Annotated in this window: 23 protein-coding genes and 2 pseudogenes; 4 read left to right on the top strand and 21 right to left on the bottom strand. The window is 54.3% G+C overall.

Going from position 1 to position 26,699, the window contains the following annotated elements; all coding sequences use genetic code 11:
- Positions 1–53: 53 nt before the first annotated feature.
- The 16 genes and pseudogenes from ABO04_RS06290 to ABO04_RS12315 all read right to left on the bottom strand — a co-directional run bounded on the left by ABO04_RS06290 (position 54) and on the right by ABO04_RS12315 (position 16,997).
- Entirely contained in the window at positions 54–2,003 is a 1,950-nt protein-coding gene (locus ABO04_RS06290) for a bifunctional DedA family/phosphatase PAP2 family protein (protein ID WP_275689218.1), read from the bottom strand.
- Between the two features lie 93 nt (positions 2,004–2,096).
- Complete coding sequence (locus ABO04_RS06285) at positions 2,097–3,272, bottom strand: MFS transporter (RefSeq protein ID WP_240141444.1); 1,176 nt, start codon at positions 3,270–3,272, stop codon at positions 2,097–2,099.
- A gap of 23 nt (positions 3,273–3,295) precedes the next feature.
- A complete protein-coding gene (locus tag ABO04_RS06280) occupies positions 3,296–6,403 on the bottom strand; it encodes a CusA/CzcA family heavy metal efflux RND transporter (protein ID WP_160809815.1) in 3,108 nt (1,035 codons plus the stop codon).
- A gap of 347 nt (positions 6,404–6,750) precedes the next feature.
- Entirely contained in the window at positions 6,751–7,839 is a 1,089-nt protein-coding gene (locus ABO04_RS06275) for a glycosyltransferase (protein ID WP_240141453.1), read from the bottom strand.
- A 112-nt stretch (positions 7,840–7,951) separates the two neighbouring features.
- Entirely contained in the window at positions 7,952–8,974 is a 1,023-nt protein-coding gene (locus ABO04_RS06270) for a hypothetical protein (RefSeq protein WP_205012753.1), read from the bottom strand.
- Entirely contained in the window at positions 8,971–9,495 is a 525-nt protein-coding gene (locus tag ABO04_RS06265) for a glycosyltransferase (RefSeq protein WP_160809813.1), read from the bottom strand. Before ABO04_RS06265 ends, ABO04_RS06270 begins: the two co-directional genes overlap by 4 nt.
- Positions 9,443–10,090 carry a glycosyltransferase gene (locus ABO04_RS06260; protein WP_160809812.1) on the bottom strand — a complete coding sequence of 216 codons (648 nt, stop codon included), beginning with the start codon at positions 10,088–10,090 and terminating at the stop codon, positions 9,443–9,445. Before ABO04_RS06260 ends, ABO04_RS06265 begins: the two co-directional genes overlap by 53 nt.
- Positions 10,087–10,467 (bottom strand): efflux RND transporter permease subunit, encoded by a 381-nt coding sequence (locus ABO04_RS06255; RefSeq protein ID WP_160809811.1) that lies wholly within the window; start codon positions 10,465–10,467, stop codon positions 10,087–10,089. Before ABO04_RS06255 ends, ABO04_RS06260 begins: the two co-directional genes overlap by 4 nt.
- 9 nt (positions 10,468–10,476) lie before the next feature.
- Positions 10,477–11,172, bottom strand: a pseudogene (locus ABO04_RS12080) (efflux RND transporter periplasmic adaptor subunit); the annotation flags it as partial.
- 457 nt (positions 11,173–11,629) lie between these two features.
- Positions 11,630–12,937 carry a TolC family protein gene (locus ABO04_RS06240; protein WP_160809809.1) on the bottom strand — a complete coding sequence of 436 codons (1,308 nt, stop codon included), beginning with the start codon at positions 12,935–12,937 and terminating at the stop codon, positions 11,630–11,632.
- Entirely contained in the window at positions 12,934–13,083 is a 150-nt protein-coding gene (locus tag ABO04_RS06235) for a hypothetical protein (RefSeq protein ID WP_160809808.1), read from the bottom strand. The genes ABO04_RS06240 and ABO04_RS06235 overlap by 4 nt, the downstream gene beginning before the upstream one ends.
- Positions 13,083–13,445, bottom strand: a complete 363-nt coding sequence (locus tag ABO04_RS06230) for a GtrA family protein (RefSeq protein WP_160809807.1) — start codon at positions 13,443–13,445, stop codon at positions 13,083–13,085. Before ABO04_RS06230 ends, ABO04_RS06235 begins: the two co-directional genes overlap by 1 nt.
- Before the next feature lie 320 nt (positions 13,446–13,765).
- Complete coding sequence (locus ABO04_RS06225; protein ID WP_160809806.1) at positions 13,766–15,178, bottom strand: heavy metal sensor histidine kinase; 1,413 nt, start codon at positions 15,176–15,178, stop codon at positions 13,766–13,768.
- Positions 15,165–15,860: a heavy metal response regulator transcription factor gene (locus tag ABO04_RS06220; RefSeq protein ID WP_160809805.1), complete on the bottom strand. Its 696-nt coding sequence runs from the start codon at positions 15,858–15,860 to the stop codon at positions 15,165–15,167. Before ABO04_RS06220 ends, ABO04_RS06225 begins: the two co-directional genes overlap by 14 nt.
- A gap of 68 nt (positions 15,861–15,928) precedes the next feature.
- Positions 15,929–16,140, bottom strand: a pseudogene (locus ABO04_RS12075) (IS3 family transposase); the annotation flags it as partial.
- An 8-nt stretch (positions 16,141–16,148) separates the two neighbouring features.
- Positions 16,149–16,997: an MBL fold metallo-hydrolase gene (locus ABO04_RS12315; protein ID WP_205012752.1), complete on the bottom strand. Its 849-nt coding sequence runs from the start codon at positions 16,995–16,997 to the stop codon at positions 16,149–16,151.
- Between ABO04_RS12315 and ABO04_RS12065 the strand changes: the two genes are divergently transcribed.
- Positions 16,992–17,225 (top strand): hypothetical protein, encoded by a 234-nt coding sequence (locus ABO04_RS12065; protein WP_240141443.1) that lies wholly within the window; start codon positions 16,992–16,994, stop codon positions 17,223–17,225. The genes ABO04_RS12315 and ABO04_RS12065 overlap by 6 nt on opposite strands.
- Before the next feature lie 180 nt (positions 17,226–17,405).
- Positions 17,406–17,996 carry a Cthe_2314 family HEPN domain-containing protein gene (locus tag ABO04_RS06205; protein ID WP_160809804.1) on the top strand — a complete coding sequence of 197 codons (591 nt, stop codon included), beginning with the start codon at positions 17,406–17,408 and terminating at the stop codon, positions 17,994–17,996.
- Positions 17,997–18,159: 163 nt separating this feature from the next.
- Here ABO04_RS06205 and ABO04_RS06200 read toward each other — a convergent pair whose 3' ends face one another.
- Complete coding sequence (locus ABO04_RS06200; RefSeq protein ID WP_160809803.1) at positions 18,160–19,065, bottom strand: DUF4365 domain-containing protein; 906 nt, start codon at positions 19,063–19,065, stop codon at positions 18,160–18,162.
- 540 nt (positions 19,066–19,605) lie between these two features.
- Between ABO04_RS06200 and sbcB the strand changes: the two genes are divergently transcribed.
- Positions 19,606–21,096 (top strand): exodeoxyribonuclease I, encoded by a 1,491-nt coding sequence (gene sbcB / locus ABO04_RS06195; protein ID WP_160809802.1) that lies wholly within the window; start codon positions 19,606–19,608, stop codon positions 21,094–21,096.
- Entirely contained in the window at positions 21,096–21,812 is a 717-nt protein-coding gene (locus ABO04_RS06190; protein ID WP_160809801.1) for a SprT family zinc-dependent metalloprotease, read from the top strand. Before sbcB ends, ABO04_RS06190 begins: the two co-directional genes overlap by 1 nt.
- A 24-nt stretch (positions 21,813–21,836) precedes the next feature.
- Here ABO04_RS06190 and glcF read toward each other — a convergent pair whose 3' ends face one another.
- The 4 genes from glcF to ABO04_RS06170 are packed head-to-tail and all read right to left on the bottom strand — an operon-like array spanning position 21,837 to position 26,568.
- The gene (gene glcF, locus ABO04_RS06185) at positions 21,837–23,105 is read right to left on the bottom strand and encodes a glycolate oxidase subunit GlcF (protein WP_160809800.1); all 1,269 of its coding nucleotides are present in this window, start codon (positions 23,103–23,105) and stop codon (positions 21,837–21,839) included.
- A gap of 3 nt (positions 23,106–23,108) precedes the next feature.
- Positions 23,109–24,194 carry a glycolate oxidase subunit GlcE gene (gene glcE, locus ABO04_RS06180; RefSeq protein ID WP_160809799.1) on the bottom strand — a complete coding sequence of 362 codons (1,086 nt, stop codon included), beginning with the start codon at positions 24,192–24,194 and terminating at the stop codon, positions 23,109–23,111.
- 9 nt (positions 24,195–24,203) lie between these two features.
- On the bottom strand, positions 24,204–25,658 hold the full coding sequence (locus ABO04_RS06175) for an FAD-linked oxidase C-terminal domain-containing protein (protein ID WP_160809798.1): 1,455 nt from the start codon (positions 25,656–25,658) through the stop codon (positions 24,204–24,206).
- Positions 25,648–26,568: a 2-hydroxy-3-oxopropionate reductase gene (locus ABO04_RS06170; RefSeq protein ID WP_160809797.1), complete on the bottom strand. Its 921-nt coding sequence runs from the start codon at positions 26,566–26,568 to the stop codon at positions 25,648–25,650. Before ABO04_RS06170 ends, ABO04_RS06175 begins: the two co-directional genes overlap by 11 nt.
- Positions 26,569–26,699 lie beyond the last annotated feature (131 nt).

Raw genomic sequence — 26,699 nt, 5'->3', positions numbered from 1 at the left:
GTGTAACGGAAGCGCATGGGCACTGTTGAGGGATTAATGCTGACCTGGTCGAGTCACGGATTCTTCATCAATAGCACCACACCGTCTGTCCAAGGCGTTTTAATCTCCTCTTTATTGCGTGCCCGTTGAGCGAACTGGAGCCCTGTCATCTTGATCGAGTGGGTCAGAATTGAAAGGGCCTCTTCATATCGTTGGTCCCCGACAGGAATTGTAAATAGTACGAAACGTCCGGGCTTTTCGAACGAGACGTTTCCAACCCAAAGCTGAATTTCGCCGGAATCCAGTGTCACGCCGCTTTTCCAAAGACGAAGGACCAGTTCCCGCGGCTCTTCTTGGTTCGCAGGTATCGGGAAAATCATCTGCAGTACCTCATGTCTCCCATCATGGATCTGTGGGAGAAGAGGCAATTCCTCCAGCTTTGTGTCCGGTGCTAACCAGTGCAAAGCTGTGTGGGCATCCAGGGAAACGGGGGTACGCCAACCCTGTGTTCTGAGTGTCCGTTGCAGGTCGGTCAGCGTTCCCGCCCATTGCACGTTGAGAGGTTGTTCATATTCGCCTTCAAGATCTTGACGATAGACCGGCAAACGTTGCCAGTCCGTCTGCCACCATGTCGTCGTATCGATGTGTTGGGTCATCTGGCGCGGCGCATAGCGCTGCAAGTCGTTGGAATACTGGGTGCTCACGTGCCATCCGCTGGCGAGCGTAAACGCGAGCAGAGCTACACCGAGAAGTCCTCGTGGAGGGGGAGCCGAAACGGGATGACGATAGTATGCGATCGCAAGCAAGCAGACCCATGCGAGCCCAAGACTCAAACCACCAATCACGTCCGACAGCCAGTGTGCACCCAGATAGAGCCGCGAAGCGGCAATGATGCCGATGAGCAATGCAGCCGCGGCATATATGATCCAGCGCCGTTGCCAGGTAAATCGGCCGGCGATGAGTGCAGCCAGGAAGCCGTAGGTCACCATGCTCATGGTGGCGTGACCACTGGGAAAAGCGTAGGTGAAAAGGCCATCGTAGAGATCCACAAGCGGTCGGGGTCGCTGCAATACTAGCTTGATCACGGTGGCGGTGATCTGGCCAAAGATTATTGCCGCGACCCAGTATTTTGCGGTACGCCAGTTCCTGTGCCACAGGAGCCATGCCAATACCGTTGCGGCGACCAGTGCAATCACCGCACCGTCGCCCAGCTCCGTCGCGAACACCATGATCTTGTCGCCCCATGGCGTGCGCAAGCTCTGCATAAGCTGGTAGAAACCCTGATCTGCACGCACCAGTGGATCAGCGGTGATCACATCCTCCAAAACGCCCAGGAACAGCCAAGTGGAACCGATCAGCAAGGCGCCGATCATCAGTAATGCCCCGGCCTCCGGCCGAGATGGGTCAAGCACTCCACCGAATAAACGGTTGAGGCGAGGATGGCTGCCGATCCAGGTCAGGACTGTCTGCACGATCTGGCCGGCCCGCGGAGAGAGCACCCGAAAAGTCCAGCGAACCAGCCACAACAGGAGCCAGATCGAAGCGACCAGCAGAACCAACAGGACCGCCAACCTTGCCGCGACCGCACCTGCCAGCGCAAGCGATGCACCGAAGGCCATACCGGGCAGCAGGTAGGCCGGTGCCCAGACTACTGCCGACAATACGTTCACGGCATAGAAATGCGCCGGTGGCATTCCGAGCATGCCGGCCACCATGGGAACGATCGGGCGCACCGGGCCGATGAAACGGCCGAGCAAAACGCTCATGGCGCCGTGGCGTTGGAAAAAACTCTCTCCTTGCGCTAGCAATTGCGCATGGCTGCGGAACGGCCAAACAGAGCGCAAACGCTCACGGTAGTGATGGCCGAGCCAGTAGCTGACGCCATCGCCGATGATAGCACCTGCGATGGCCACAAGCAGCGTTGGCCAGAATTCAATCGCCCCTAGCGCGATGAGCGCTCCGGCAGTGACCATGACTGCAGCGCCTGGTACGAACAGCCCTACTACGGCCAGCGATTCTCCCAAAGCGATGAGGAAAACGCCCGCCAGCGTCCAGTGGGGATACTGTGCAACCCAGTTCAGGAAGGATTGAATTTCGATTTTGTGTGCTCCCTCTCTCTAACCAGACATGCGCACTTTTCGCCGCTTGAATGCCATGACTGCCAACGCCAGGACGCAAAAGAACGCGCCTGCATAAAACGTGAAAGCTGGCCCGAGCTGATCCCACAGCAACCCGGCCAGTACGCTGGCAACCAGCATACTCAAGCCGCTGAGCAAGTTGAAGAAGCCAAATGCGCTGCCACGCAGATCAGCGGGGGCGGTATCTGCCACCATGGCCGCCAGCAACCCCTGGGTCATACCCAGGTGCAGGCCCCACAGGGCAACGCCGATAAATACAACACCCCAGGACTGGGCATAGGCCAGTACAAAATCTGCAATGATCAGCACGATCAGGCCAAGCATCAGCAGCCTGGTGCGACTCATGCTGTCTGACAGCTTGCCAAATGGATAAGCCGAGGCCGCGTAGACAAGGTTCATCGCCACCAGCACGAATGGCACCCAAGCTATCGGCAGGCCACCTTGCTGGGCGCGCAGGACGAGGAACGCCTCACTGAAACGTGCCAGGGTAAAGATGGCACCGATCGCCACAACCCACCAATAGGCGCCACCCAGTCGCTTGAGCTCGCGCCAGTGAATGGGATTGACGGGCTTCTCGCGTGGCTGCCGCGCCGGCTCCTGCACCCCGAAGAACAACAAGGCCACGGCGAGTACGCCCGGGATGATCGCTACCCAGAACACGGCACGGAAATCGTTGTCCCACAGCAGCATCAGTCCCACCGCCAGCAGCGGACCGGTAAATGCACCGACCGTATCCAGGGATTGCCGCAGGCCGTAGGCTGCACCGCGCACACCAGGCGGCGCGATGTCCGCTATCAGCGCATCGCGAGGCGCGCCGCGGATTCCCTTGCCAATCCGGTCCACGAAGCGCGCGGCGAACACCATGCCGGAACTTGTAGCGATGGCGAACAGCGGCTTGCTAAGCGCGCCCAGGCCGTAGCCGATGACGACCAGCATCTTGCGCCTGCCGAGATAATCACTCAAGGCGCCGGAGAATACCTTGACAATCAGTGCGGCAGATTCGGCAATACCTTCGATGAGCCCGACTGTGAGAGCGCTTGCACCCAGCACCGACACCAGGAACACCGGCAGCAGACTATGGATAATCTCCGAGGAAATATCCATCAGCATGCTGACAAAGCCGAGCACCCAAATGCCCGACGGAATATTCCGCATGCGTGTCTCCTGTGGTAAGTCCATCATGAAATGACATCAGTATGGTTTGCGTTGCTCTTTTGATCTCTCCGGGTCACCAGCCATTCATACATTAACGGGAGCAGCAACAGCGTTAGCGCTGTTGAGCTGATTAAACCGCCTACGACGACAGTCGCGAGCGGCCGCTGTGTTTCAGCTCCGACGCCCTGGGAAAAAAGCATCGGCAGCAGCCCAAGAATCGCTACCGATGCTGTCATCAGCACCGGCCGCAACCTCAATAACGTTGCCTCGCGAACCGCTTCGCGAATCGTTTTAGCGTGTTCCATTTGTTCATTCAGGAACGCTATCAGCACGATTCCGTTCAGCATGGCCACACCAAAGACAGCAATAAATCCGATTGCCGACGGCACGGAGAGGTACTGGCCTGTGACGAACAATGCCAGAATTCCGCCAACCAGGCCGAAGGGCACGTTGGCAATGATCAATCCCGCCAGTGCAGCAGAGTCAAACGCAGTGTACAGCAGAATGAAAATCAGCCCAATGGTCAGGGGTACGATGATGGACAAGCGGGCGATGGCGCGTTGCTGGTTCTCAAATGATCCTCCCCATTCAAGCTGAAATCCGGAAGGCAGCGAGACCTGAGCCGCGATAGCCTCCCTGGCTGCCTGTACGAAACTGTTGACATCCCGGCCTCGGACATCCATCTGTAATACGGAGTAACGCTGCAGCCCATCATGACGGATAAACGCATAACCTTCACCCGCCTCAACTTTCGCTACACGAGACAAGGGAAGCAGCGCGCCTTCAGGCGAACGTATGGGTAGAGCCCGGATTGTTTCCGGGTTGCCACGAAATTGCGGTTGGAGCCAGACCACGATATCAAAACGCCGCGTACCATCCAGCACTACACCCGCGGCTTCGCCACCTATACCGACTCGTACCACCTGTAAGATGTCATCGGCAGTGATGCCATAGCGAGCCACTGCCTCGCGATCCACGCTTATTGTGACTTGCGGCTTGCCTCTATTTGCTTCAAGCGCCAAATTCGTCACGCCATTTACGCCTTCCAAAACAGCCTTGATCTGTCCCGCAAGATGGTCAAGCGTGGCCAGATCATCACCATAAATCTTGAGCGACAACGGGGCCTTGATACCTGAAATCAACTCATCCACCCGGGTTTGTATCGGTTGGCCGGTCGCCACGAGTGCCGTCGGAAGCGCGCGCTCCAGTTCGGACTGTATGGCATCGCTCAGTTCGACATAGGACATCGATTTTTTCCAGCTTGAACGATCCTTGAGATTGACTAGCAACTCGATATGGTTCACGTCCTCAGGCTCACCGTTTTCTGCACGCCCTATGAGTGCAACGGCGGTACGTACCTCCGGGAGCTTCAAAAGGATTTTTTCGGCACGCTGCGATACAGCGATGCTTTCCGTGAGCGAGGTCGAAGGAATGTTGTCGATCCGAAACAGGAATGTCCCTTCTTGCAGGGTCGGCATGAATTCACGCCCGAGGAACGGTACGGCTGCAAGGCTTGACAATAGCAGCACCATGGCTGCCGCGAATGTCTTTCGCTTATGTTCTAATGCCGCATTGAGTAGTGGCAGGTAAAGGCGCTTCGTCCCCCGCACCAGAAAGCTGTCTCTTTCCTCTTTTGCCCGTAAAATAAAGGATGCGAGCACCGGGATGATAGTAAGGGTCAACACGAGGGAGCCGACCATGGCAAAACTGATAGATAGTGCCATGGGTTTGAACAGTTTGCCCTCGATGTCGGTGAGTGTGAACAGTGGCAGAAACACTGTGATGATAATCAGAATCGCGAAGGTAACGGGCTTGACGACCTCGTATGCCGCTTCGCGAATGATATAGACCTGGCTGAGATTTGAGCCGCGTTTATAACAGAGAAGACGGTAGGCGTTCTCAACCAGTACTACTGCACCGTCGATCATCATACCGATTCCCATGGCCAGACCTGCAAGGGACATCAGATTGGCACCCAGTCCGAATTGCTGCATCAGAATGAGTGCAATCAGCATCGCCAGTGGCAGGGCGAGCACCACGACGATCGCGGAACGTACCTCACCCAGAAACAGGAACAAGACGATCACCACCAGCATCGAGCCCTCTATCAGGGCGCGCGTCGCGGTCGAGACTGCTTTATCCACGAGTTCAGTGCGATCGTAGACGGTATCGATCTGTACCCCGGCCGGTAACGCACTGCGCACTGCCTCCAGCTTTTCCCGTACCGCCTGGGTAACGGTCTTGGCATTCTCGCCAATCCGCTGCAGGGCCATGCCAAGCACCACCTCCCGGCCATCGCGCGTTGCGGCACCGAAACGTAGTCCGCCACCTTCATGCACTTCGGCGATGTCCCCGATGCGGACCGATGTTCCGTTTGTGGTAAGGAGTGGAATGTTGCGAATGTCGTCGGTTTGTTCGACAAGTGCTTCCCCGCGAATGAGGTATTGTTCGCGACCCATGCTCAGGTAACCGCCACCCACAAGGCGATTGTTAGCCGTCAACGCTTCCATGACCTCCTTGAAGCCGATGCCATACTTGATGAGCTTGTTCGGATCGACCAGCACCTGGTACTGCATCTGTTGCCCGCCCCAGGACACCACTTCATCGACGCCAGGAGCAGTACGCAGCTGGACACGAATGGTCCAGTCCTGAATCGTGCGAAGCTGCATATCGGAAAGCTTCTGGTCGGCCGCTTCCACGGTGTACCAGAACACCTGCCCGAGTCCGGAAGCATTGGGCGACAGCTCGGGTTCACCATATCCGGCAGGAATGCGGGTTTTGGCCCGTTGAAGCCGTTCGTTAATCAATGTCCGCGCGAAATAGATATCGACGTCATCTTCGAAATACACAGTCACCGTTGACAATCCAAACAGGGAGATCGAGCGGATGGCGCGCACACCCGGCAATCCCGCGAGAGATGACTCTATAGGTAGGGTAAGCAATCTCTCCACGTCAGCGGGAGCGAGTCCCGGGGACTCAGTGACTACGCCGACCTGTACCGGTGTTACATCCGGAAAGGCGTCGACCGGCACGGTCTGCCATGCGTGCGCACCAAGCACAATGATGATCGCCAGCCCAACCAGAGCGAGCAGGCGATAGCGCAATGAAAAATCAACAATCCTTTTCAGCATAGGGTCATTTCAGTCATCGCCACCATCTTGGAGAAAGCCGCAATCACTAAAATTCTTGATCATCTCGGCCTACCTGCCCGAACACAGCTGGAACATCTGCACAAATCTTTGATCCTTTTGAGCCCATTTGAATCGCAACCCAGCTTTTCCAGTTCTTTTCATGATTGAGTTGACCTTTCCCCTCGGATGTCTTTCACTCAAATAGCGAAAAAATGTCTCAAACCAATACATTTTGTTGCTGATTGAACATAAATTTTGCCAATTTTGGATGATTTCCGGTCAAGTTGATAGCCAAGCCTTCTTCCAATATATTCAGTTCCTATGAAAAGCTCATTTTTTTCCTATAGTTATAGTCCTCGTTGCGTGCATAGTCGATCGAACCACGCGAGATAAGCGTCCGCACTTTGGCTGGCTTGATGCCGAGCCACCAATGTTTTGAGCGCCTGCTCCGTAGGTTTCAGATTCAAAGTTTTAAGCACAGCGGACGCAAGTGCTGCTGGTATGGCATCACTGAGCATGCCGAAACTGGGGTCGAATAGGATTTCCTCAATTGCAGGAGAACTATGCGTAGCTACCACTGGAATGCCGGCCGCGAGCGCTTCGACGAGAACTGCTGGGTATCCTTCGTGGTGTGAAGTGGATAGCAGTAATTGAGCGTCTGCCAGATAGGGGCGAATGTCAGGTACATGACCGGCCCAAGTGACGCGGTCGCTGATGTTGAGTCGCTTACTTTCTTGGCTTAATGCATTGCGTAGTGGGCCATCGCCTAAAATTAGTAACTGAATGCTTGTTTGTTGTGCTTTAAGTTGTGCTGCCGTCTGCAAAGCTAGAGAAAGGTTTTTTTCTGTTACCAGGCGAGCAGCTACGACGATGGTCGGTCGCTTTGATGCATTGATTTGGGGGATTATCGCTGCAGTCAGCGCAGAGCTAATACAAGGTTCCCATATAGTTGTGATATCGCTGCGCGGCAATATGCCAACCGCTTCGTCTCGTAGCGTTGGGGACATTGCCACGAGGCTATCAAGTCGTGCACACCAGAAGCGAGTTGTTGTTTCGAATATTTTTTGTGAGAAGCGCGAGCGAGTGGGGCGCCACAGTTGGTTACTGAGTTTGCAGGTGAATATCGGTCTATAGCGATAAGACATTCGCGCGCTGGTGCCGATAACTGGCAGGTGCGCATTGCCCGGAGCAAATACTACGTCGGCATGCAGACAACGTAACGCTCGAGCGACAGCCCAGCCTAGAGGAATACGCGATAGCTGCCATCTTGGTAGGTGTGGACGAATAGCGAGCGTGCGGACATCAGATGCAACGCGTACGTGCAGTGGTCCGCTTGTTGCACCGTACAGCAGGGTGACATCGCGGCCACGCGCCTGCCATGCATTGGTCAGTGTAATGGCGACGCGTTCAGCGCCGCCCGCGTAAAAGTCACGCATCACGACGACAATATGCTGTGCTCTGTGAGGGGTTCCTATCATGATGCAAACGATGTTTCGCACAGCTGGTTACAAATAGCGCGTGTCGCCCGCAATGCAGAAGCCTCGCCGTTTAAGTCGAAGGAGCGGGCAAATAGCTGTTGCTGAATTGGGCGGTAAATTGCGATGTCCGTGGTTGAGCGCGCCAGTCCAGGTGCTTGGGATTAAGGAACACGCATGGACGTGGGCGTTGCAGGAATTCATAGACTTGGCTGCTGGCATCGCCTAGATAGATGTCGGCCGCTTGGGTGTAAGTCATATCTGTACTGGCCTGGCTGCCGATATCAACATGGATATGTGGGCAATCGAGGATGTCCTGCGGCACACGGCCAACACGCTGTGCACCGAGACGTTCCAGGCAGGGTACCCAGCGGCGTTGGAACAGCATGACGTGCGGTGCAAAAATAAGGTTGTAGCGTGTGCTGTCACGGAAATAGCGCAGTACTTGCTGCCCCAGTGTGTACCACGACGACAAGTGCGGTGCCGGGTGGGGGGTGTATAACACTGTGGGCCGGCCGTTGGCTTGCAGCGATAAACGTGGTGGGGTGGTTGGTAATAAATCAAATTTTGGATAACCGACGATATTGATGCGCTCAGCAGGTACATGTGCTTCGACTATGAGACGGTCACGGATTTTGGAGCCGGAAACGAGCACTTGGTCGAAGCGCGCGCTTTCGGCGTTAAAGTCGATGGCGCGGTCACCGGCGCCGTGGCGGCAGTGGATGAGCTTGAGCGTGTCCAGTCCGTAACGTGACTTGAGTAATAGTGAAGTTTTTTCTGTAACCACCAGCGCATCCAGGCTGCGAAAGAAAGCGAGGTTATCGCCGTAAATGGCCGCTTTGTCGAAGGGGACGAAGGGGTTTAGCAGTGGCGATAAGACGTGTCGCAGCGCGCTTTTTAGATGCAGGCGTACCCGTGTGATGTGCAAACTTGGCTCTGTACCCAGTAATTGGTCTACCGCAGCGTCAAGTTTATCGGTGGTGGTGGCCAATACGACTTCTACATCGGGGAATTCGCGTGTCATCGCGATGGCGATAGGTAGGCTGTGCGCTACTTGGTGAATCTGATCGTGGTTGTAGAGGAAGCCGACTTTCATGCGCGTACCTTATTCCAGAGGGCCAGGTAGGCGTCGAGCGCGTGGTCGAGTGAGAACATGGCCGCACGTTGCTGTAAGGCGGCTGTGTCGAGGGTCGGCGCACGGATGGCCGTGATGAGTGCGTTGGCGAGCGCGTCGACATCGCCGACGTCTACGAGTGTGCCCCACCGGCCACTTTCCAGTATTTCTTCAGGTCCGCTGGGGCAGCGTGTAGCGACGATTTTACGGCCCACAGCGAGTGCTTCGATCAGCACGGTGGGTAAGCCTTCGCGCCGCGATGACAGTACAAAAACTTCGCAGCGCGCTAACCACGCCGCAACGCCGGCAATGCACCCGGGCATTTGTACATAGTCGGTGCTGCAAAGCTGCCGTACTTGCGCTTCTAGTTCGCGGCGGCGTTTCCCTTCACCGAGGATGACGAGGCGTGCGCCAGTTTGTTGGTGTATGCGCGGGAAGGCAGCTAGCAGGTCATCGAAGCCTTTCACATAGTGCAGGCGGCCGGCGGCCATCAGGTTGACCAATCCACGGATGCTGAATCGGCGCACATGCTTGTTCGAGGAATTCTGGATGGTAGGCGGGGTTGTAAATGGTGTGTAAGCGTTCGGCAGGCACATTCCAGTGCGACTGTAGGTCTTGTGCCACACCATGACTGACGGTGACGACGGCATCGGCCAATTTAAAATAGTGGCGGACGTGGTAACCAATCCAGCGATACACCAGCGGATGTTGCCATGCGGCGTCGGCGCTCAGGTGCTCGTGTTGCGTGAGCGTCACGTGCACCGCGTCACCAAGATGTGCTTTGAGCACTGCCGCACGAATGTTGTAATGGTTTAGTGCCGCGACTAGCCGCACGCCAGGGTGGCTTAATACGTAGGCTTTCAAGCGTCGGCGCGCAAGCGGCCCAATGCCCAACACAACGCGGCCAACGCGTGTATCTAACAGCGATTCATCACGGAAGCGGCTGGCGGGCGCTTCGCTCAGCACATCTACGGCATAGCCGCGTGCCACTAAACCGTTGGCTAGCGTTAGAACCCATTGCTGCACGCCGCCGCTGGAGCGTTTCGGCCACCCCATTAGGTTGCAGTAGAACGCGATACGCAGCAGCTTGGCACTCATGTGATTTGTTGCCCGTTGTGCGGGGTTCGTAGCTCTAAGGTGTAAGGTTTGCGTATAAGCTGTTGGATGGCCGACATGGGGCCGGCAATGTACGCAGTGCGGTGCGGAACGTCGAACAGGGAGATCGAGCGGATGGCGCGCACACCCGGCAATCCCGCGAGAGATGACTCTATAGGTAGGGTAAGCAATCTCTCCACGTCAGCGGGAGCGAGTCCCGGGGACTCAGTGACTACGCCGACCTGTACCGGTGTTACATCCGGAAAGGCGTCGACCGGCACGGTCTGCCATGCGTGCGCACCAAGCACAATGATGATCGCCAGCCCAACCAGAGCGAGCAGGCGATAGCGCAATGAAAAATCAACAATCCTTTTCAGCATCGGGTCATCTCAGTCATCGCCGCCGATCTGGGATTTGAGCAATCTGGCCTTGAGCTCGTAGATCCCGGAAACGGCAATACGCTCGCCTGCTGAAAGGCCCATCTTGATGCGTACCTTGCCTTCATCAACGGCTTCCGTTTCTACGATGCGAACATCGAAGCCCTGGCCGTCCTCAATGAATACGGCCGATTGTCCCTGGATGATCGATACTGCCTGCTCGGGCACAATGAGCGCCTCGGTCGCTGATCGGGTATTGAGCATCACGGTAGCGAACATCCCTGCTTTGAGTTTTCGCTCCGGATTGTCTACCGCAATACGTGCCTTGATCGTGCGTGTCGTAATGTCCATGATGTCACCGAGATACTGCACCGTTCCTTCGAATTTCTTGCCCGGGTAGGCGGCAACAGTGATGCGTGCCGGCATGCCGATTGCAATCGCGGAAAGATCTTTCTCGAAAACATCTGCCTCGACCCATACAGTGCGCAAATCAGCAAGGGTAAACAGTGACTGATCGAGTTGCGCGAGTTCCCCGCGAACGGCTTTTTGCTCGATGATCGTTCCGAAGAATGGCGCCACCAGAGGATAAATTGGATCCTTAGCCCGCTCACCAGCGTTTGCGGGCGAGACATGAAACAGTCGGAGTTTGGAAGTTGCAGCCTCCAATGCGGCGTGCGCCCGTTCGGCGTCAGCTTTGGCCTGCAGATAGTTTTTTTTGGAATGACATCATCCACCGTAAGCTGTTGGGCCCGCTCCAGTGCGGCGTCGGCCAGCGAGGCCTCGCTCTTCGCCTGACGGAAGACGGCTCGAGCTTCGCCGAGGTCCGTACTTTCCAGGACTGCCAGGATCTGGCCACTATCGACAGAATCACCCTGATTGACTCGAATCGTTACGATGCGGCCCGGCAATATCGGCAGAATCTTCGCAATCCGTGTTTGATCAGGAACAATCGTTCCCGTCAGCCTGAGCGTTTCGCTCTGACGTTGTATTTGCACGACTGCAACGCTGATTCCCGCGTTATGTATTTCGTCTGCGGATAGCATGAGTGGATGCGCTGGTTTAGCTGCGGGAGCCGGGTGCTTTGCCGTCTCATTTTGGCCACTACAGGCCGCAAGCAGCGTGAAGGATAGGGTTGCGCATCTTGTTCTTGCCAGGATTCTCAGTCTCATGGTTGCGCCTCAGAAACACACGCTGCGAGAGGTTCAAGTGCTTCAGGCCATCCGGCACTGTTCTCCAGAGCAACGCGGGTGCGCTGGAGCTCGGTGCGCGCGTCGAGCAGATCAAGGGCGCTATCGAGTAATTGACGACGCACCAGGAGAAATTGGGGGATGCCGATTTCCCCTGCTTGCAATGCCTTGAGTGAAAGCTTCTGGTTTTCTTCAAGACTTGGCAGGACTGTCTTTTGCAACCGCTCCGTGCGTTGTCCCAGACTCTCGAAGCGCTGCCAAAGTGTCGTTACATCTGTTTTGGTGTTTCGTTCTGCCGATTGGCGCTCAATCGTTGCCTGATCAAATTCCGTCAGTGCGCGTCCGATGCCGCTGCCATTTCTCCGGAACAGCGGTAGCGGCAGAGAGAAACTCAACGTCGTGATGCGATCCCGCCCATCGATGTCACGTTCAGGGCTGTAACTCAGTCCCACTGTCAAATCCGGGTAGACCGCGCCACGCTCCACTGCCAACCGGTACCTGGCTGCCTCTGTTTTTGCCGCAGATGCCTGTAGTAATGGCCGTCGTGCAGCAATATCCAGTAACTCCGTCAGCGTATACTCAGCTGGCGATCCGTCGAGATTCCCCAGAGCTTCTTGCACCTTGTTGAGATCCAGCTGCAGGAGTACTGCTAACGCACTGCGAGCCTGTGTCAGCTGTTCCCTCGCTACTACCAATTGATTCTCTCCGCGCTCGGCTTCGACGTGAGCAAGATTACCTTCGAGGCGACTTTCTTCTCCTGCCTGGACTCTTTTCGTTACCAGCTCGGCGCCGCGTCGTAAAATTTCAAGCGCCTGCTCGTTGATACGGACACGTTCCTGTGCAGCAAGGAGTTCAATGAAACGGGTCGCCGCCTCGGCACGCACCTCGCGCTGCGTATTTGCGATTGTCCACTTGACCGAATCGAGAAAGGCCTGCGCCGCATCACGGCGTGATCCCTGTTGACCGGCGAGTTCGAATGTCTGACTGATGCCAATGCCGTTGTCGGTATGGCGCGCATTGAGCCCGCCTGCTCGAGAGAATTCACGGCGCCGGTGCTCGATTGCTATTTCCGGGTTGTTCCACAACAAGGCGCGGCTATCACTCAACTCGCCCTGTGCCGACGCATAGGTGGCACACGCTGCCATGATTGAAGTGCTGCGATGTTCGGCAATATCCAAGGTGTGATTCAGCGTCAAAGGCATATCAGCCGGGGACGCCAGGCTCGTGCTCGTCGCAACCATCAGCGCCGCACCAATGAAAGGTCGAAATTGCACCTCGTTCTTCACATCTCACCCCCATGCCTGGTCAGATAAAAGGCAAGTTTCAAAGGTGTGGTGCAGAAACCGATGATGCTTTCGATAGCCAGTTTCCAGAGGCGCCAGTCAGGCCATTTGCTGATATCGATCGCACGAAGATCACGACGGCAGGTCATTATCGGAACGTCCAGAGACTGTTGAACGTATAGGTGACGAAGAGCGTGAACAGCGTCGCCACGATCTGACTCGCCAGGTAATGCCAGTCGCCAATTTCGCTGCCCGCCCAGACAATTCCACTATTCATTACTGCCTCCAAGGCTGCCAGCAGCAAAAAACGTGGCAGTGCGACTCGGTGGGGTTGAGTGCATCTTGAAAAAGTAAATCCGCGGTGGCCGGCATAGGCGACAAATGCACCAATTGCCGCACCGGTACCGGCTGCCATGGCAGGCCCAACGTGACCAAATTCGACCAGACTCAGCAAAGTTAAATAATGAAAACCAGTAGCAATGCCACCGACAAGAACATATCTGTGAAACATTGCTTTTCCTGGCTGACAGCGTAGAGCGCCAACCCTCATAACCACCTCAATCACGCATCATTCACGAAAAGCAATTCGCCGTCCGAGTCACTTGAACAGGAAGAGCGCGCTTCAATCGGCTGGCTTGTCCAATTTCAAGTGGAAGTCGCCGACCACGTGAGTTTGACGAAACATGGCGGTATGGCCGGTCTTTCCTGGATGTCCCGGAAGATCGTAGGATAGAGATGAGACAGGAACGGGAAGATGACCGTAACCTGTCCGTTTGGTCATCTTCGTGCCGGGTTGGGGTGAGCAAGCCGATGTGGCGTGCTCGGAGGGAATCAGCCGGTAGTTGTCGCGCTCGGAAACATCAGCGTGACCGCCGTGCCGTGATCAATTGCGCTGTGGATCGAAATCGTGCCACCGTGCAGGTGCATGATCGATTGGACGATAGCAAGGCCCAGACCGCTACCGGCGCCTTGCCCCTGCCGCGGTCGTGCCACGTCAGCCCGATAAAAGCGCTCCAGCACACGGGGCAAATCCTCAGGCGGAATGCCATATCCGGTATCGCTCACGATCAGCGTAATCGTGTGCTCGGGCTGCGGCCGGATCTCGACCGTAATTCGTCCGCCGTCAGGCGTGTGGCGCAGGGCATTTGCCACCAGGTTGCCCAATGCCCTGCGCAGAAGTGCCGAATCCGCCGAAATCGTACCTTCGCCAAGACAGGTGAATGTGATGTCTTGTTCGTCGGCCATGGCCTGATAGAAGTCGAAGACGGCAACAACTTCCTGCCTGGCATCCAGCACTTGTCGATCGATATGAGTGTCCGGCTGCTCGCTGCGTGCCAGGAACAGCAGAGCATCCACCATGCATGACAGGCGATCGTACTCGTCTGCCGCTGATTCGATGCTGGCGCGATATGTCTCCACTGATGCTGCGCGGGTAAGCGTCAGCTCTGCTTCGCCGCGAAGAATATGAAGCGGGGTCCGCAGTTCATGAGCGATGTCAGCCGAGAATTGCGACAGACGGGAGAAAGACACTTCCAGACGAGATAGAAGGCCATCGAACATTTGGGCCAATGGTTGCAATTCCTCCGGCCACGGCTCTTCATTCACGCGATGACTTAAGCGATGTACGTCCAGCTGATCCATGACTGCAGCCAGCCTGGATATCGGACGCAGTCCTTTGCGTGCAATGCCGTAGCTCATCGCAACAGCAATTACCACGACCAGAAGGCCAACAATCGACAGCAAACGCCAGAAGTCTGCGAGCAGCATCTCATTATTAGTGCGATCTATCGCGGCGTGTACCGTAAAGCGCTGATCCAGAACCAGGTGGCTCGACATGATTCGATAGCTATTGCCATCCTCGGCAATCCAATCGAAGCCGCTGCCAGCCGTCCATGTCTCTGGCCGGATCGGAATGTCCGGTATGCGTTTTGCAACTGATCCTCCGGTCTCCGCTATCACCACTCCTTTGCCATCGAGGACTTGCAGGTATATGCCTGGAGACGTACTGGCCTCGCGTTCAATTTCTTCTCGCAGGCGACTGTAATCGCTGGCGTGTTGAGAAAGAATGGCGCGCAGCTCCGCAATTCTTCCGGCAAGTAGCTGCTCGTCGTCAGATCGCATTTTCTCCTTGAGCACCGAGTACATCACCAAACTAAATAGAATGATCAACACGCTGCTCAGCAGGGCATACCACATAGCGAGAAGCCAGGCGATAGAGCGTGGGCGCCTGTTATTGGTCTTCATCGTGCGTATTGCGTTGTTCGAGTACATAGCCCACACCGCGCAAGGTGTGGATCAATTTCTGCGCAAATGCATCGTCAACTTTTCTTCGCAGCCTGCGGATGGCCACATCGACGACATTGCTGTCACCGTCGAAATTCATGTCCCATACCTGTTCGGCAAGCCGCATACGCGTCAGCACCTCGCCGGGATGGCGCAGCAGAAACTCCAGAAGACGGTATTCCTGCGGGGCCAGGTCTAACGCTTTTCCCGCCCTGGTCGCCTTGTGCCGCAGCAGATCCATTTCGAGATCGTCGAGGCGAAGCATCTCCATCGGATGCGCCGGTGCCCGGCGCAGGACGTTGCGCACACGCGCCATCAGCTCCGAGAAGGCAAAAGGCTTGACGAGATAATCATCAGCGCCGGCGGTCAACCCCTTCACCCGGTGCGAGACCGCATCCAACGCGGTCAGCAGGATGACCGGCTGATCCGGTCGATGCTTGCGGATTTCCTGAAGCACCGACCAGCCATCCCGCCCTGGCAACATGACATCAAGGACGATCAGGTCATATGTGGAAGTCGTTGCAAGATGAAGTCCGTCGATGCCATTGGAAGCGACATCAGCTACGAAGCCATCCTGGGAAAACCCCTGTTTTACGAAGGAGGCGATCTTCTGCTCGTCTTCAATGATCAGGATTCGGGACATAGTTGTCTTATTGAATCACCCCGGTTTTGAGGGGTTATGAGTCAAAGTAAAACGGTTTTATTAACAGTTTAACTTTTAGATATATCGATTTGCTGATAATAGCGTTGTTCTGCCTCAACGAGTGGGATATTGCCGATTGAGACAAGCAAGCGTTGATGGCTGAATCGAAACACCATCACAAGGTGGCCGGCTCCACGGCAGCTTTGGATTTTTACGGGATTCTCCGGTGAGTCAGCTCTGTTTTATAAAGGCTGTTGACCGTCTCTGCCAATGTATTGTCCCGATCTGTCAGGCCAGTGTGTCAAGCACTTTAGCAATATCAGATCGCCAGTCATCTGCTGAAACTTCCTTGAAAGGGGTATCACCGATTGAGGCGCTCGAAATGACGACTGTGGGCGCAAGGTCTTGCAAAATAATAAGGCTGTTGCGAAGATCTGATTTCGAACCCCCGCCATATCTATTAATGCGAACGTCCCACACGTGATTGTTGAGGTAAATCGTATCGCCGGTGAAGAGATACGATTTGCCGAAAGGCGAGTTCACATAGAAGCATACGCTACCTGCTGTGTGTCCGGGTGTGGGTATGATTTCTATGTTGCCTAAACGCAATTCTCTTATATCGAACAGGCAGTCAACCAAGGTTACTTTTTTTACGGCCGATTCCTCAAGCCGATGGCAGCAAAGTTTAGAGCCGAATCGGCTTTTGATCTCGGCGAGACTGGGACCAACTTCATCCATGTGACTCAGGAATTGGAATGCAACGCCACCTAACGCTTCAATGTGCTCGTATTCCTCACGTATGCCGGAGTTGTAGAAAAGGATGTTGCCCGTCTCGCGCACAAGCAGATACGCATGGGATGTCACTCCTGCAAATGGATGCTCAGCGCGAGTCTGCCAAAGGTCCGGATAGATCTGTTTCATTTTTCCCCTATAAGCTTGGGTGTTTGAACCGTCCCTGGAATGAGGAGGTTGATTGGTCAAAGTAAAACAGCTTGTTTTTTGGATACTTCGATTTGCTGATTCGGCCTGAACTGGCAGCTGTACTTCCGGAGCCGAGGTGGAGGAGGGCGGGCTCCCGGGCGCAAATTCTTGTTCAGCGCCCAGAGCAGAAAAGATCTGCGCCCGTAGTTCATGCACGGAGTACGCGCGCTGCGCCGGAATCTGGATGCATGGCAGGGAAACCGCTTGGCACAGCCCGGACAGGCAAGTATCGCGCTCTTTGCGTTTGCGCTGCTGATGGGATTTATCGTCGAGCTCAATAGCTGCAACGATCGCCAGATCGTCTTTTGCACAGAGGACGAAATCGAAGTGTTGCTGTGGTCTAATTTAGACGGCAGCTCAATAGGAGGAAAATTCACCAATTGAGGAGCATTATATGGCAAGCTAGCTCTGCGCCCCTGAACTTCGACGTTATATGCTACAAGGAGTATCGTTATTCATTCAGAGAATCCACATATCAAGCTACTATTACCGTTAGTTAAGGCATCATTATATAAAGGTTTATCTGCCTTATCCAACGGAGAAAGCACTTATAGCGCATCGGCTATGGAGAAGTACTCTCAAGATATATTTGAGAGGGTTGCAGAAATTGACAATGCGTTTAAGAATATAAATATCACACTTGAATATTTAGGAAAAAATGCGTACGCAGATTCAAAATATAGCTTTTCCGAGCATCATGCGTTACACATTGAGAATTTTTTACTTAGGATAATTAGCGTAGTAGAACGCTCTTACCTATTAGCCGGGTCGACCATGCTCATGGAAAACAACAAAATTGAACGACTGGGCGGCCATAAGAAAGTCTATAAAGAGCTAACAACTTTCTCCCCAGCCTCTTCTGAAATCTTAAAAAAAATGGAAGATACTATAGGTCATCTAAGAAAACCTAGAAACCAAGTGGCTCACCAAGCTGGCTTTTCTAGTAAAAACCTATGCATTTTACAAACAATTGAAAACTCAAAAATAGAATCGATTTCAATAAAGCAAATCACAGACATTATGTCATACGATGAAATCAAAGAGCTAGTAATAGCTGATTCACTTGAGAAATTTAAAAGTACTTCATCAGTTCTGGATGGCCTGGTTACGGAGCTAATTAATAGTTTATCGTTTGCCTATTCCAATCTCACATAATAATCGGTTCAAATCGCCCGATGCGATCGCAAAGATAAATTTCATTTTCACTTAGTTGGAGTAATTTTGATTACAGGCTGCCACAAATACTGTATCGAATGTGGGTTGGCTACCCAAGGCGTTCTGCTGCTGGAATTTTATTTATAAAAGATTCAATGTATGGTTATTGAGCGAGAAAATCATCAAGTTCCAAGAAAGCTTCGCCGACCTCATTCAGCATTAGGATCAGCGAGTAGGACTCAATCTCACCGTCGCGTGAGACAGGTTCAATGCCGCGAGGAGGCCGGTACCACTCTTCGAATGACTTGGAGTAGCCGCGTTGTCCCGTCTCAGGGTCTCGCCATAGCACGTACTCAACCTCCCATTGTTCCTCTGCGCTAGCTACGTGAGTGACCTCATCAACGGAGAAGTCCGCCCACGGGAAGAAGTGCTCAAGCATCCCTTCTACTCCAATGCCAGGAGGTGCGAAAAGGGTTGGCCAGATTTCCGTGTTCTCTTCCGACGAGATGGCGATTTTGTAGCGCGGCAGGGACTTGTTGATCCACTTATCAAACGTGATTCGAACTTCGTAACCTTTGGCGAGCCTGTCCATCCAGTGGCGATCAACGCGCAGGCGATTGAGTCTTCGAATGTAGGGCTCGGGTTGGGTCAACGAGTCCAACCACTGGAGAGTTCTCTCGGGCGCAGTAAGTACGTCTCCGTCCGGAACCAGAATCTTCCAGTTCTTCCCTGTGCTCGTTACTGTCTGCTGGGAGACGTGTTGGAAGCATGCCTGCTTCGTTTCGGGGTTGTACAGAGCAAGGATGACAGGCATAGAGTGTCCGATCCAGTAACTGATGTGAATGTCATCAGTTCTGAAAACGTAGTTGCTACCTGATTTTTCTTTGAAGAAACTATTACCACTCTTTATCTGAAGGGCAAGCAGCTTCCCCGTCGGCCGCTCATCTGCGACTATTTCTGCATGGGCGTCGATCCCGTAGTCTTGCGTTGGTTGCTCGCGAAAGAGCCACCCATGCTGCGCGAAGAAGTACTCAAGCGCAGCCAAGCCAAGCCGTTCAGTCTGGGGCATGAGTATGAGTGCTAAGAGGTAAAGAGTGAATTACTCGGTAAGGCGGCTGCATTTACCGACCGCGAGCAATAAGGAATCCTTCTAATCATTCTTTAGATTACTTGAAATATTAGCATGCCATGGAAATCTGATGAATCTGCCGTCAGGATGAAATCTTGGGCAGGTTGTGATTTTTTATTCTGATACAGCTGTAATTCAACGAGTTATGGATTCATAACGATTACAATGGGTAGAACTCATACCTAATTCATAGTTTAAGAAGCGAATAATCCTTGTTTTCTCCTGTTTTCTGATGGCAGATAATCAATATCCAGAATCTGTATTTAAAACAGCGATATGTAGTATATTTTCGAGCGCTGTGTTGACGGCGGCTGATGCATACCGCTGGAGTATTACAGCGAGCTGATACATTATTGTCTGAAGAAAGTGTTCACCAACCGGATGTGCTTATTTATATCCGCCTGCGATTACACATTCGTATGATCGCATTTCCTGATGTAGCAATAACGGACCACGCAGCCCTGACGGCCTGCTATTACGATGCAAACAGATAACTCAACACTCTATTGGCACGATTATGAAACTTCCGGTGCAGATCCTCGTCAGGATCGGCCGGTTCAGTTTGCCGGGCTGAGGACGGATGAAGCACTCAATGAAATTGGCGATCCGCTGGTGATTTATTGCCAGCCGGCACGTGACCGGTTGCCTCATCCGGAAGCTTGTCTGCTGACTGGCATCACGCCGCAAACAGCAGAAGCTCGGGGGCTGCCGGAACCGGAATTTATCGCATTGATCCACGCACAGCTGGCGCAGCCTGGTACCTGCGGGGTGGGTTATAACACATTGCGCTTTGACGATGAAGTGACCCGGTTCACGCTGTACCGTAATTTTTATGACCCCTATGCGCGCGAGTGGCAATTTGGCAATTCGCGCTGGGACGTGATTGACCTCGCCCGCATGACTTTTGCCCTGCGCCCGGAAGGGGTTTGCTGGCCGCGTAATAGCGAGGATAAACCGAGTTTTCGGCTGGAGGATATCACGGCAGCCAACGGATTGATGCATGACAGCGCGCATGATGCGCTATCTGATGTCCGGGCGACGATTGCGCTGGCCCGCCTGCTGCGCGCACAGCAGCCACGTCTGTACGACTGGCTGTTTCGCTTGCGGGACAAACGCGCGGTATCTCGCCAGCTTGATCTGGTAGCGCATACCCCGGTGCTGCATACCTCCCGCATGTATCCCTCTGAACAGGGCTGCACCACCCTGGTCATGCCGCTGCTGGCGGAAACCGGTAACGCCAACAGTGTTCTGGTCTATGACCTGCGGCATGATCCTGCTGAATTCATCCAACTGGATAGCGATACACTGGCGGAACGTCTGTTTACGCCCAGGGAGGAACTGGCAGAAGGGCAGCAGCGCTTGCCAGTCAAAGCCATCAGGCTGAACAAATGCCCGGCGCTGGCCCCCCAGAAAGTGCTTGATCAGCGAGCAACTGATCGGATTGGGCTGGATACGGAACAGTGTCATCAGCATTGGCAACTGTTGCTGCAGAATCTGGATTTCATGCAACGGATCAGGCAGGCGTATTCAAATGGCAGGATTTTTGCAGAAAACGATGCCGATCTGGCGCTGTATGATGGCTTTGCCAGCGATCACGATCGCAACCTGTTTCCGCGGGTGCGCGCTGCGCAACCGGGAAACCTGGCTGATCTGGCCGATAAATTTCAGGACGGGCGTTATATCGAACTGCTGTTTCGCTACCGTGCCCGCAATTTTCCCGATACCTTATCAACTCAGGAAAAACACCGCTGGCAAACGCATTGCCGCAGACAACTTGGAGAAAATACTGTCAATGGTGGTCTGACATTAAATGAATATCACCACAAACTTTTACAACTGCGCACGGATTGCCCGCAGCAAGCGCAGCGTGAGGTCCTGCATGCGCTGGAAGCGTGGGGCAGGGGGCTGGCACAGGAAAATGATCTGCCCTGGCCGCCTGATCATTCCAGGACGGAAGAGCAGATCGATTGATGAGCGAGCAGATTCAGCTGGAAGATCTCACGATTCTCGTGCAGCGTAAGGCAGTGAAGCATGTGTACCTAAGGGTGTATCCGCCGGACGGTCGGGTGACGCTGGTAGCACCAGCGGGTACTCGGCTGGAAGCAGTGCGTGCTTTTGTCATTGCGAAACGGGGCTGGATCCGTAAGCAGCAGGCAAAACTGGAAGCGCGATCCAGAGAAACGCCCCGGCTGTTCGTTGAGCACGAGAATCATGCCGTCTGGGGCCGGCACTATTTACTGCAGGTAGTGGAAAAACAGGCCGGGCCATGTGTCATGCTGGATCAGCAAACGATTACGTTACAGGTGCGCCCGGGCAGTGATCTGCTCAAACGTGCTGCCGTGATGCACGCCTGGCACAAATCCCTGTTACATGCCGTGATACCCGGCCTGATTGAAAAATGGCAGGAGCGACTGGAGGTGAGGGTATCTGCCTATTTTTTACAGCAGATGAAAACCCGCTGGGGCAGCTGCAACACGAGGCGGCGTCATATCCGCTTGAATACCGATCTGGTGAAAAAACCGCAGAATTTGCTTGAATATGTGGTGGTGCATGAGCTGGTTCACCTGCTCGAACCCTCGCATAACAAACGATTTGTCGCGTTGATGGATCAGCATTATCCGGTCTGGCGCGAGGCTACGGCAGAGCTGAATCAATTGCCACTGGCAGCGGTGCGACCACGTGGCTAGGCGGAAAATTAGCCTGACTTTTATTTAAGTGGTGACCTCGGTCAGGGTTTCATCCAGCAGTTCAATCCAGTGGCGCACCGGTAATGAAGTACCCCCTTGCAGGTGCATCTGGCAGCCAATATTGGCAGTGACCACCAGTTCCGGGTTTTCCATGGTCAATGCAGTGATTTTGTTATCACGCAGCTGGCGGGAAAGTTCCGGTTGCAGAATGGAATAAGTGCCTGCCGAACCACAGCAGAGGTGGGGATCAGCTACCTGGGTCAGATTGAAGCCTGCTGCTTGCAGGACGGGTTCAATTTTTCCTTTCAGTTTCATGCCGTGCTGCAAGGTGCAGGGGGCATGAAAGGCCAGATTGCGCGGGGACGAGGAGGGCGATGATGTTTTCGACTTTTCCAGCAGCGGAATCAGGTTGGCGGTTTCTGCTGCGATGACTTCACTAATATCCCGGGTCAGGCTGGCAATTTTTGCCGCTTTTTCAGCATAATCCAGGTCGCGTTGCAGCAAGTGTCCGTAATCTTTGACTGTGACGCCGCAGCCGCTTGCCGTAACAATAATGGCCTCTACCGGATTTTCGGATCGTGTAATAAAAGGCCACCATGCATCGATATTGCGGCGCATGGCGTTCAATCCTTCTTCCTGTGCATTGAGATGATAGGCGAGTGCACCGCAGCAGCCGGCCTGTTCTGCAGTCACTACTGAAATACCGAGTCTGTCCAGTACACGGGCAGTGGCGTGGTTGGTATTCGGCGTCAGCGCGGGTTGCAGGCAACCATCCAGTATCAACATGGAACGGGAGTGAATCCTGCCGGAAGGGGTGCTGCTGGTGGAGGGTTTGGGCTGAATCGTTCTTTTCAGATGATCGGGGAGAAAAGGACGACCAAGGCGGGCGGCACCCATGAAAAAACTGGAAAGTGCACGATTGGGCAGCAGTTTACGCAGGGTATAACGCTTGAAAGTAGCGTAGGCTGTGCGCGGGATTTGCTGTTCAACCATGCCGCGGCCGATATCGAGCAGATGCCCGTACTGTACTCCGGATGGGCAGGTGGTTTCGCATGCGCGACAGGTCAGGCAGCGATCAAGGTGCAGCTGCGTTTTTTCAGTGACCGCCTGGCCTTCCAGCAGCTGCTTGATCAGATAAATTCGCCCGCGCGGGCTGTCCAGCTCATTCCCCAGCAGCTGGTAGGTAGGGCAGGTCGCGAGGCAGAAGCCGCAATGTACGCAACTGCGCAAAATGGCATCGGCTTCTTTCCCTTCCGGTGTGTCTTTGATGAGGTCTGTCAGATGGGTTTGCATGGTTCAAAACTCGGTATACATACGTTGTGGATTCAGGATGCCTGCCGGATCGAATTGCTGTTTCAGGCGCTGATGGATTTTCAGCAAAGCAGGAGAAAGCGGGTGAAACACGGGAATGGTTGTTTTATCGCCATGAAACAGCGTGGCATGGCCACCGGCATCTGCGGCGTGTGTGCGTATTACGGCTGCGTCGGCATCTTCATCAGTGACGAGCCAGCGCAGTGCTCCGCCCCACTCGATCAATTGCTTGCCTGGCAGTGAAAGCGGGGGAGTGGTCGGCTTGATTGACAGACGCCACAGTGCCTTTCCAGCGGCGCTTCCTTCCTGAAAAAACAGGTGAGTATGATTTCTGACCGATTCCCAGAAATCATCCTTGTCTTTGATTTCATCCCCACCCAGCCTGGCATGAGCAGTTTGCACGGCGGATTCAGCACCGGAGAGCCGAACATAAAGTTGATCATCATGAAAACAGGTGGCTGAAACCGGCAGCGGTTCAGTCGCGCAGCGACGCATGATTGCCATGGCTTCCGGCGTGCTGGCCTGAAAGCATAGAGTGCGGTCTGCTGCCGGTTTGGGAAGTACCTTGAGTGATATTTCGAGCAAGACACCCAGTGTACCCATTGCACCTGTCATAAGGCGAGAAACATCATAGCCGGCAACGTTCTTCATTACCCGTCCGCCAAAGGACAAAATACTTCCCTGACCATCGAGCAGCTGGGTACCGAGTACATAGTCACGTACTGCACCGGTATAAGCACGTCTGGGGCCAGACAGTCCTGTTGCGACACATCCGCCTAGCGTGGCAGAGGCGCTGAAATAAGGCGGTTCGAAGGCCAGCATTTGGCCGTGGTCGTGCAACAGTTTTTCCAGTTCGACCAGTGGCGTGCCGGCACGGGCAGTGATCACCAGCTCGCTCGGTTCATAATCGACGACTCCTTGCCAGGTGGATGTATCGAGTAGGGAGGCATGCTGCAAAGCCTGCGAATTGCCGTAAAAATCCTTGCTGCCGCCACCACGGATGCGCAGTGGCTGTTTATTTTCGGTTGCAGCATTGATTGCGTTAATGAGATGTTCAGGGAGGATCTGCATGGCTAAAAATTAGAATCTGGGTATTTCCGGGAATCTTTCAGCACCCCGGTGTACATGCATAGCGCCGAATTCGGCACAACGGTGTAATTCTGGAATCGCTTTGCCTGGATTGAGTAATAATTGCGGGTCAAATGCTGCTTTGATGGCATGGAACCGGCTGCGCTCGGCATCATTGAATTGCAGGCACATCTGGTTGAGTTTTTCGATGCCCACGCCATGTTCGCCTGTCAGGGATCCGCCTGCTTCGATGCAGATTTCCAGTATACGCGCGCCAAATGCTTCCGCCTTTTCTAATTCACCTGGCTGATTGGCATCGTACAGAATCAGGGGATGCAAATTGCCGTCTCCTGCATGAAACACATTCATGCAGCGCAGGCCGTATTCTGCCGAAAGTTGTTCGATTTGTTCCAGCACATGCGCCAAATGCTTGCGTGGAATGGTGCCGTCCATGCAGTAGTAATCCGGTGAAACCCGGCCTGCTGCCGGGAAGGCTGCTTTGCGTCCGGCCCAGAAGCGCTGCCGTTCGGCTTCATCCTGTGCAAGGCTGATCCGGGTAGCTCCGCTTGCCTGCAGGATGGCGCAGACCCGCTCGATTTCATCGTCCACTTCTGCTGCCATGCCATCGGATTCACACAGCAGAATGGCTGCACCTTCGAGATCGTAACCCGCATGCACAAAATCTTCGACGGCATGAATGGTAATTTTGTCCATCATCTCCATGCCGGCCGGAATGATACCGGCCTGAATGATGCTGGCGACGGCTTCTCCAGCTTTTTTGATATCGTCAAACGTGGCCATGATCAGTTTCACTGTTTCCGGTTTGGGCAGCAGTTTGACCGTAATTTCGGTGACGATACCCAGCATGCCTTCACTCCCCGTCATCAGGGCGAGCAGGTCGAAGCCAGGACTGTCAAGCGCATCTGCACCGATTTCCAGCAGATCTCCCTCGATCGTCAGCACGCGTAGCCGCAGAATATTATGGACGGTCAGCCCGTATTTGAGACAGTGCACGCCGCCTGAATTTTCTGCCACATTTCCGCCGATACTGCAGGCGATCTGAGAGGACGGATCGGGCGCGTAATACATTCCATAATGTGCAGCCGCTTCACTGATGGCCAGATTACGGACGCCCGGCTGTACGCGCGCAGTACAGGCTGCCGGATCGATTTCCAGAATACGGTTCAACCGCGCCAGCGGCAGCAGCACACCTTCGGCATGAGGAAGTGCGCCACCGGACAGGCCGGTGCCGGAACCGCGAGCTACCACCGGGATGTGTCCGGTATGGCAGATTTGCAGGATGGCAGCAATTTCCGCCTCTGTTCGCGGCAGCACAGCGATCATCGGCAATTGCCGGTAGGCAGACAGTGCATCGCATTCATATGGTCTCAAATCTTCTGCCGCGTGCAGTACGGCTTCCGCAGGCAGAAATTTGCGGAAGGATTCGATCAGTTGATTACTGTTCATGGGCAGATTCCGTGGATGTGTCGAGCGTATGTCCGGCCAGCTGTTCGAGAATGCGTACGATGGCCGAACTGTCCTGTTGCGCGTCTCCTTGCGCAATGCTGGCGTTATAGAACGATTGAACCAGTGCCGTGCCGGGTAGACTGACACCCAGCTCGGTGGCGTAATCCAGTGCGATACCAAGATCCTTCCGGTGCAGATCGACCCGGAAACCGGGGGTGAAGGCATGTTTGATCATGCGCTCTCCATGCACTTCCAGGATACGCGAGGCGGCAAACCCTCCCAGCAGCGCCTGTCTGACTTTGTCCGGATCAGCCCCTGCTTTGGAAGCCAATACCAGTGCCTCAGCCACGGCTTCAAGTGTCAGGGCGGCAATGATCTGGTTGGCAGCTTTGCAAACCTGGCCGGTACCCGGATCACCGATGCGCGTGATGGTTTTACCCATCAGTGCCAGTATCGGCTCAATTTCTGCAAAAACCGGTTCGGTTGCCCCAACCATGATCGTGAGGGTGGCATTGCGAGCGCCAATATCTCCGCCTGATACCGGTGCATCCGCATATTCGTGACCGGACTGCCTGATACATGCGGCGAAATCTCGGGTTTTGGCCGGAGAAATTGTGCTCATGTCGATGATGATTTTCGATTGAGCTGGATTTGCAGGCAGGCCCTGTACTACGCCATTTTCAGTAAATAACACTTTCTCGACATCAGGCGTATCCGGCAACATCAGAATGATGATGTCCGCTTGTTCAGCTACGGCTTTGGGGGTAGGGCAGGCCAATCCGCCCAGTACTGTCAGCTCGGCAGGTACGCCACTGCGTGAGTTGAGATAAACCGGATATCCTCCCCGGATGAGATGGCTGGCCATGGGTCTTCCCATGATACCCAGACCGACGAAACCGATATTTTTCATGTTGTGAACAGTATTACCGAGAAAATGAGTCGTTATCTGCTGTTAAGCCATGCTGACAAAACGGGTAAACTGCCTGCCAGCTGGTTACATCCGGAATTGTCTGCATCCGCAGGACTGGCTGCGGGACTTGT

It is taken from the genome of Nitrosomonas sp. HPC101 (assembly GCF_009833125.1).
Lineage (GTDB): Bacteria > Pseudomonadota > Gammaproteobacteria > Burkholderiales > Nitrosomonadaceae > Nitrosomonas.
This window is presented reverse-complemented; position numbering and strand designations above follow the sequence as displayed.

Bases quoted from the DNA above. Each gene is read 5' to 3' on its own strand.
- ABO04_RS06190 (WP_160809801.1), top strand. From the start codon at position 21,096: ATGAGCGAGCAGATTCAGCTGGAAGATCTCACGATTCTCGTGCAGCGT.
- ABO04_RS06230 (WP_160809807.1), bottom strand. From the start codon at position 13,445: ATGTTTCACAGATATGTTCTTGTCGGTGGCATTGCTACTGGTTTTCAT.
- ABO04_RS06260 (WP_160809812.1), bottom strand. From the start codon at position 10,090: ATGAGTGCCAAGCTGCTGCGTATCGCGTTCTACTGCAACCTAATGGGG.
- ABO04_RS12065 (WP_240141443.1), top strand. From the start codon at position 16,992: ATGCACGGAGTACGCGCGCTGCGCCGGAATCTGGATGCATGGCAGGGA.
- ABO04_RS06280 (WP_160809815.1), bottom strand. From the start codon at position 6,403: ATGCTGAAAAGGATTGTTGATTTTTCATTGCGCTATCGCCTGCTCGCT.
- sbcB (WP_160809802.1), top strand. From the start codon at position 19,606: ATGCAAACAGATAACTCAACACTCTATTGGCACGATTATGAAACTTCC.
- ABO04_RS06170 (WP_160809797.1), bottom strand. From the start codon at position 26,568: ATGAAAAATATCGGTTTCGTCGGTCTGGGTATCATGGGAAGACCCATG.
- ABO04_RS06200 (WP_160809803.1), bottom strand. From the start codon at position 19,065: ATGCCCCAGACTGAACGGCTTGGCTTGGCTGCGCTTGAGTACTTCTTC.
- ABO04_RS06285 (WP_240141444.1), bottom strand. From the start codon at position 3,272: ATGCGGAATATTCCGTCGGGCATTTGGGTGCTCGGCTTTGTCAGCATG.
- ABO04_RS06175 (WP_160809798.1), bottom strand. From the start codon at position 25,658: ATGAACAGTAATCAACTGATCGAATCCTTCCGCAAATTTCTGCCTGCG.
- ABO04_RS06275 (WP_240141453.1), bottom strand. From the start codon at position 7,839: ATGCGTGACTTTTACGCGGGCGGCGCTGAACGCGTCGCCATTACACTG.
- ABO04_RS06270 (WP_205012753.1), bottom strand. From the start codon at position 8,974: ATGAAAGTCGGCTTCCTCTACAACCACGATCAGATTCACCAAGTAGCG.
- ABO04_RS06220 (WP_160809805.1), bottom strand. From the start codon at position 15,860: ATGTCCCGAATCCTGATCATTGAAGACGAGCAGAAGATCGCCTCCTTC.
- ABO04_RS06225 (WP_160809806.1), bottom strand. From the start codon at position 15,178: ATGAAGACCAATAACAGGCGCCCACGCTCTATCGCCTGGCTTCTCGCT.
- ABO04_RS06255 (WP_160809811.1), bottom strand. From the start codon at position 10,467: ATGCTGAAAAGGATTGTTGATTTTTCATTGCGCTATCGCCTGCTCGCT.
- ABO04_RS06205 (WP_160809804.1), top strand. From the start codon at position 17,406: ATGGAGAAGTACTCTCAAGATATATTTGAGAGGGTTGCAGAAATTGAC.
- ABO04_RS06235 (WP_160809808.1), bottom strand. From the start codon at position 13,083: ATGACCTGCCGTCGTGATCTTCGTGCGATCGATATCAGCAAATGGCCT.
- glcF (WP_160809800.1), bottom strand. From the start codon at position 23,105: ATGCAAACCCATCTGACAGACCTCATCAAAGACACACCGGAAGGGAAA.
- glcE (WP_160809799.1), bottom strand. From the start codon at position 24,194: ATGCAGATCCTCCCTGAACATCTCATTAACGCAATCAATGCTGCAACC.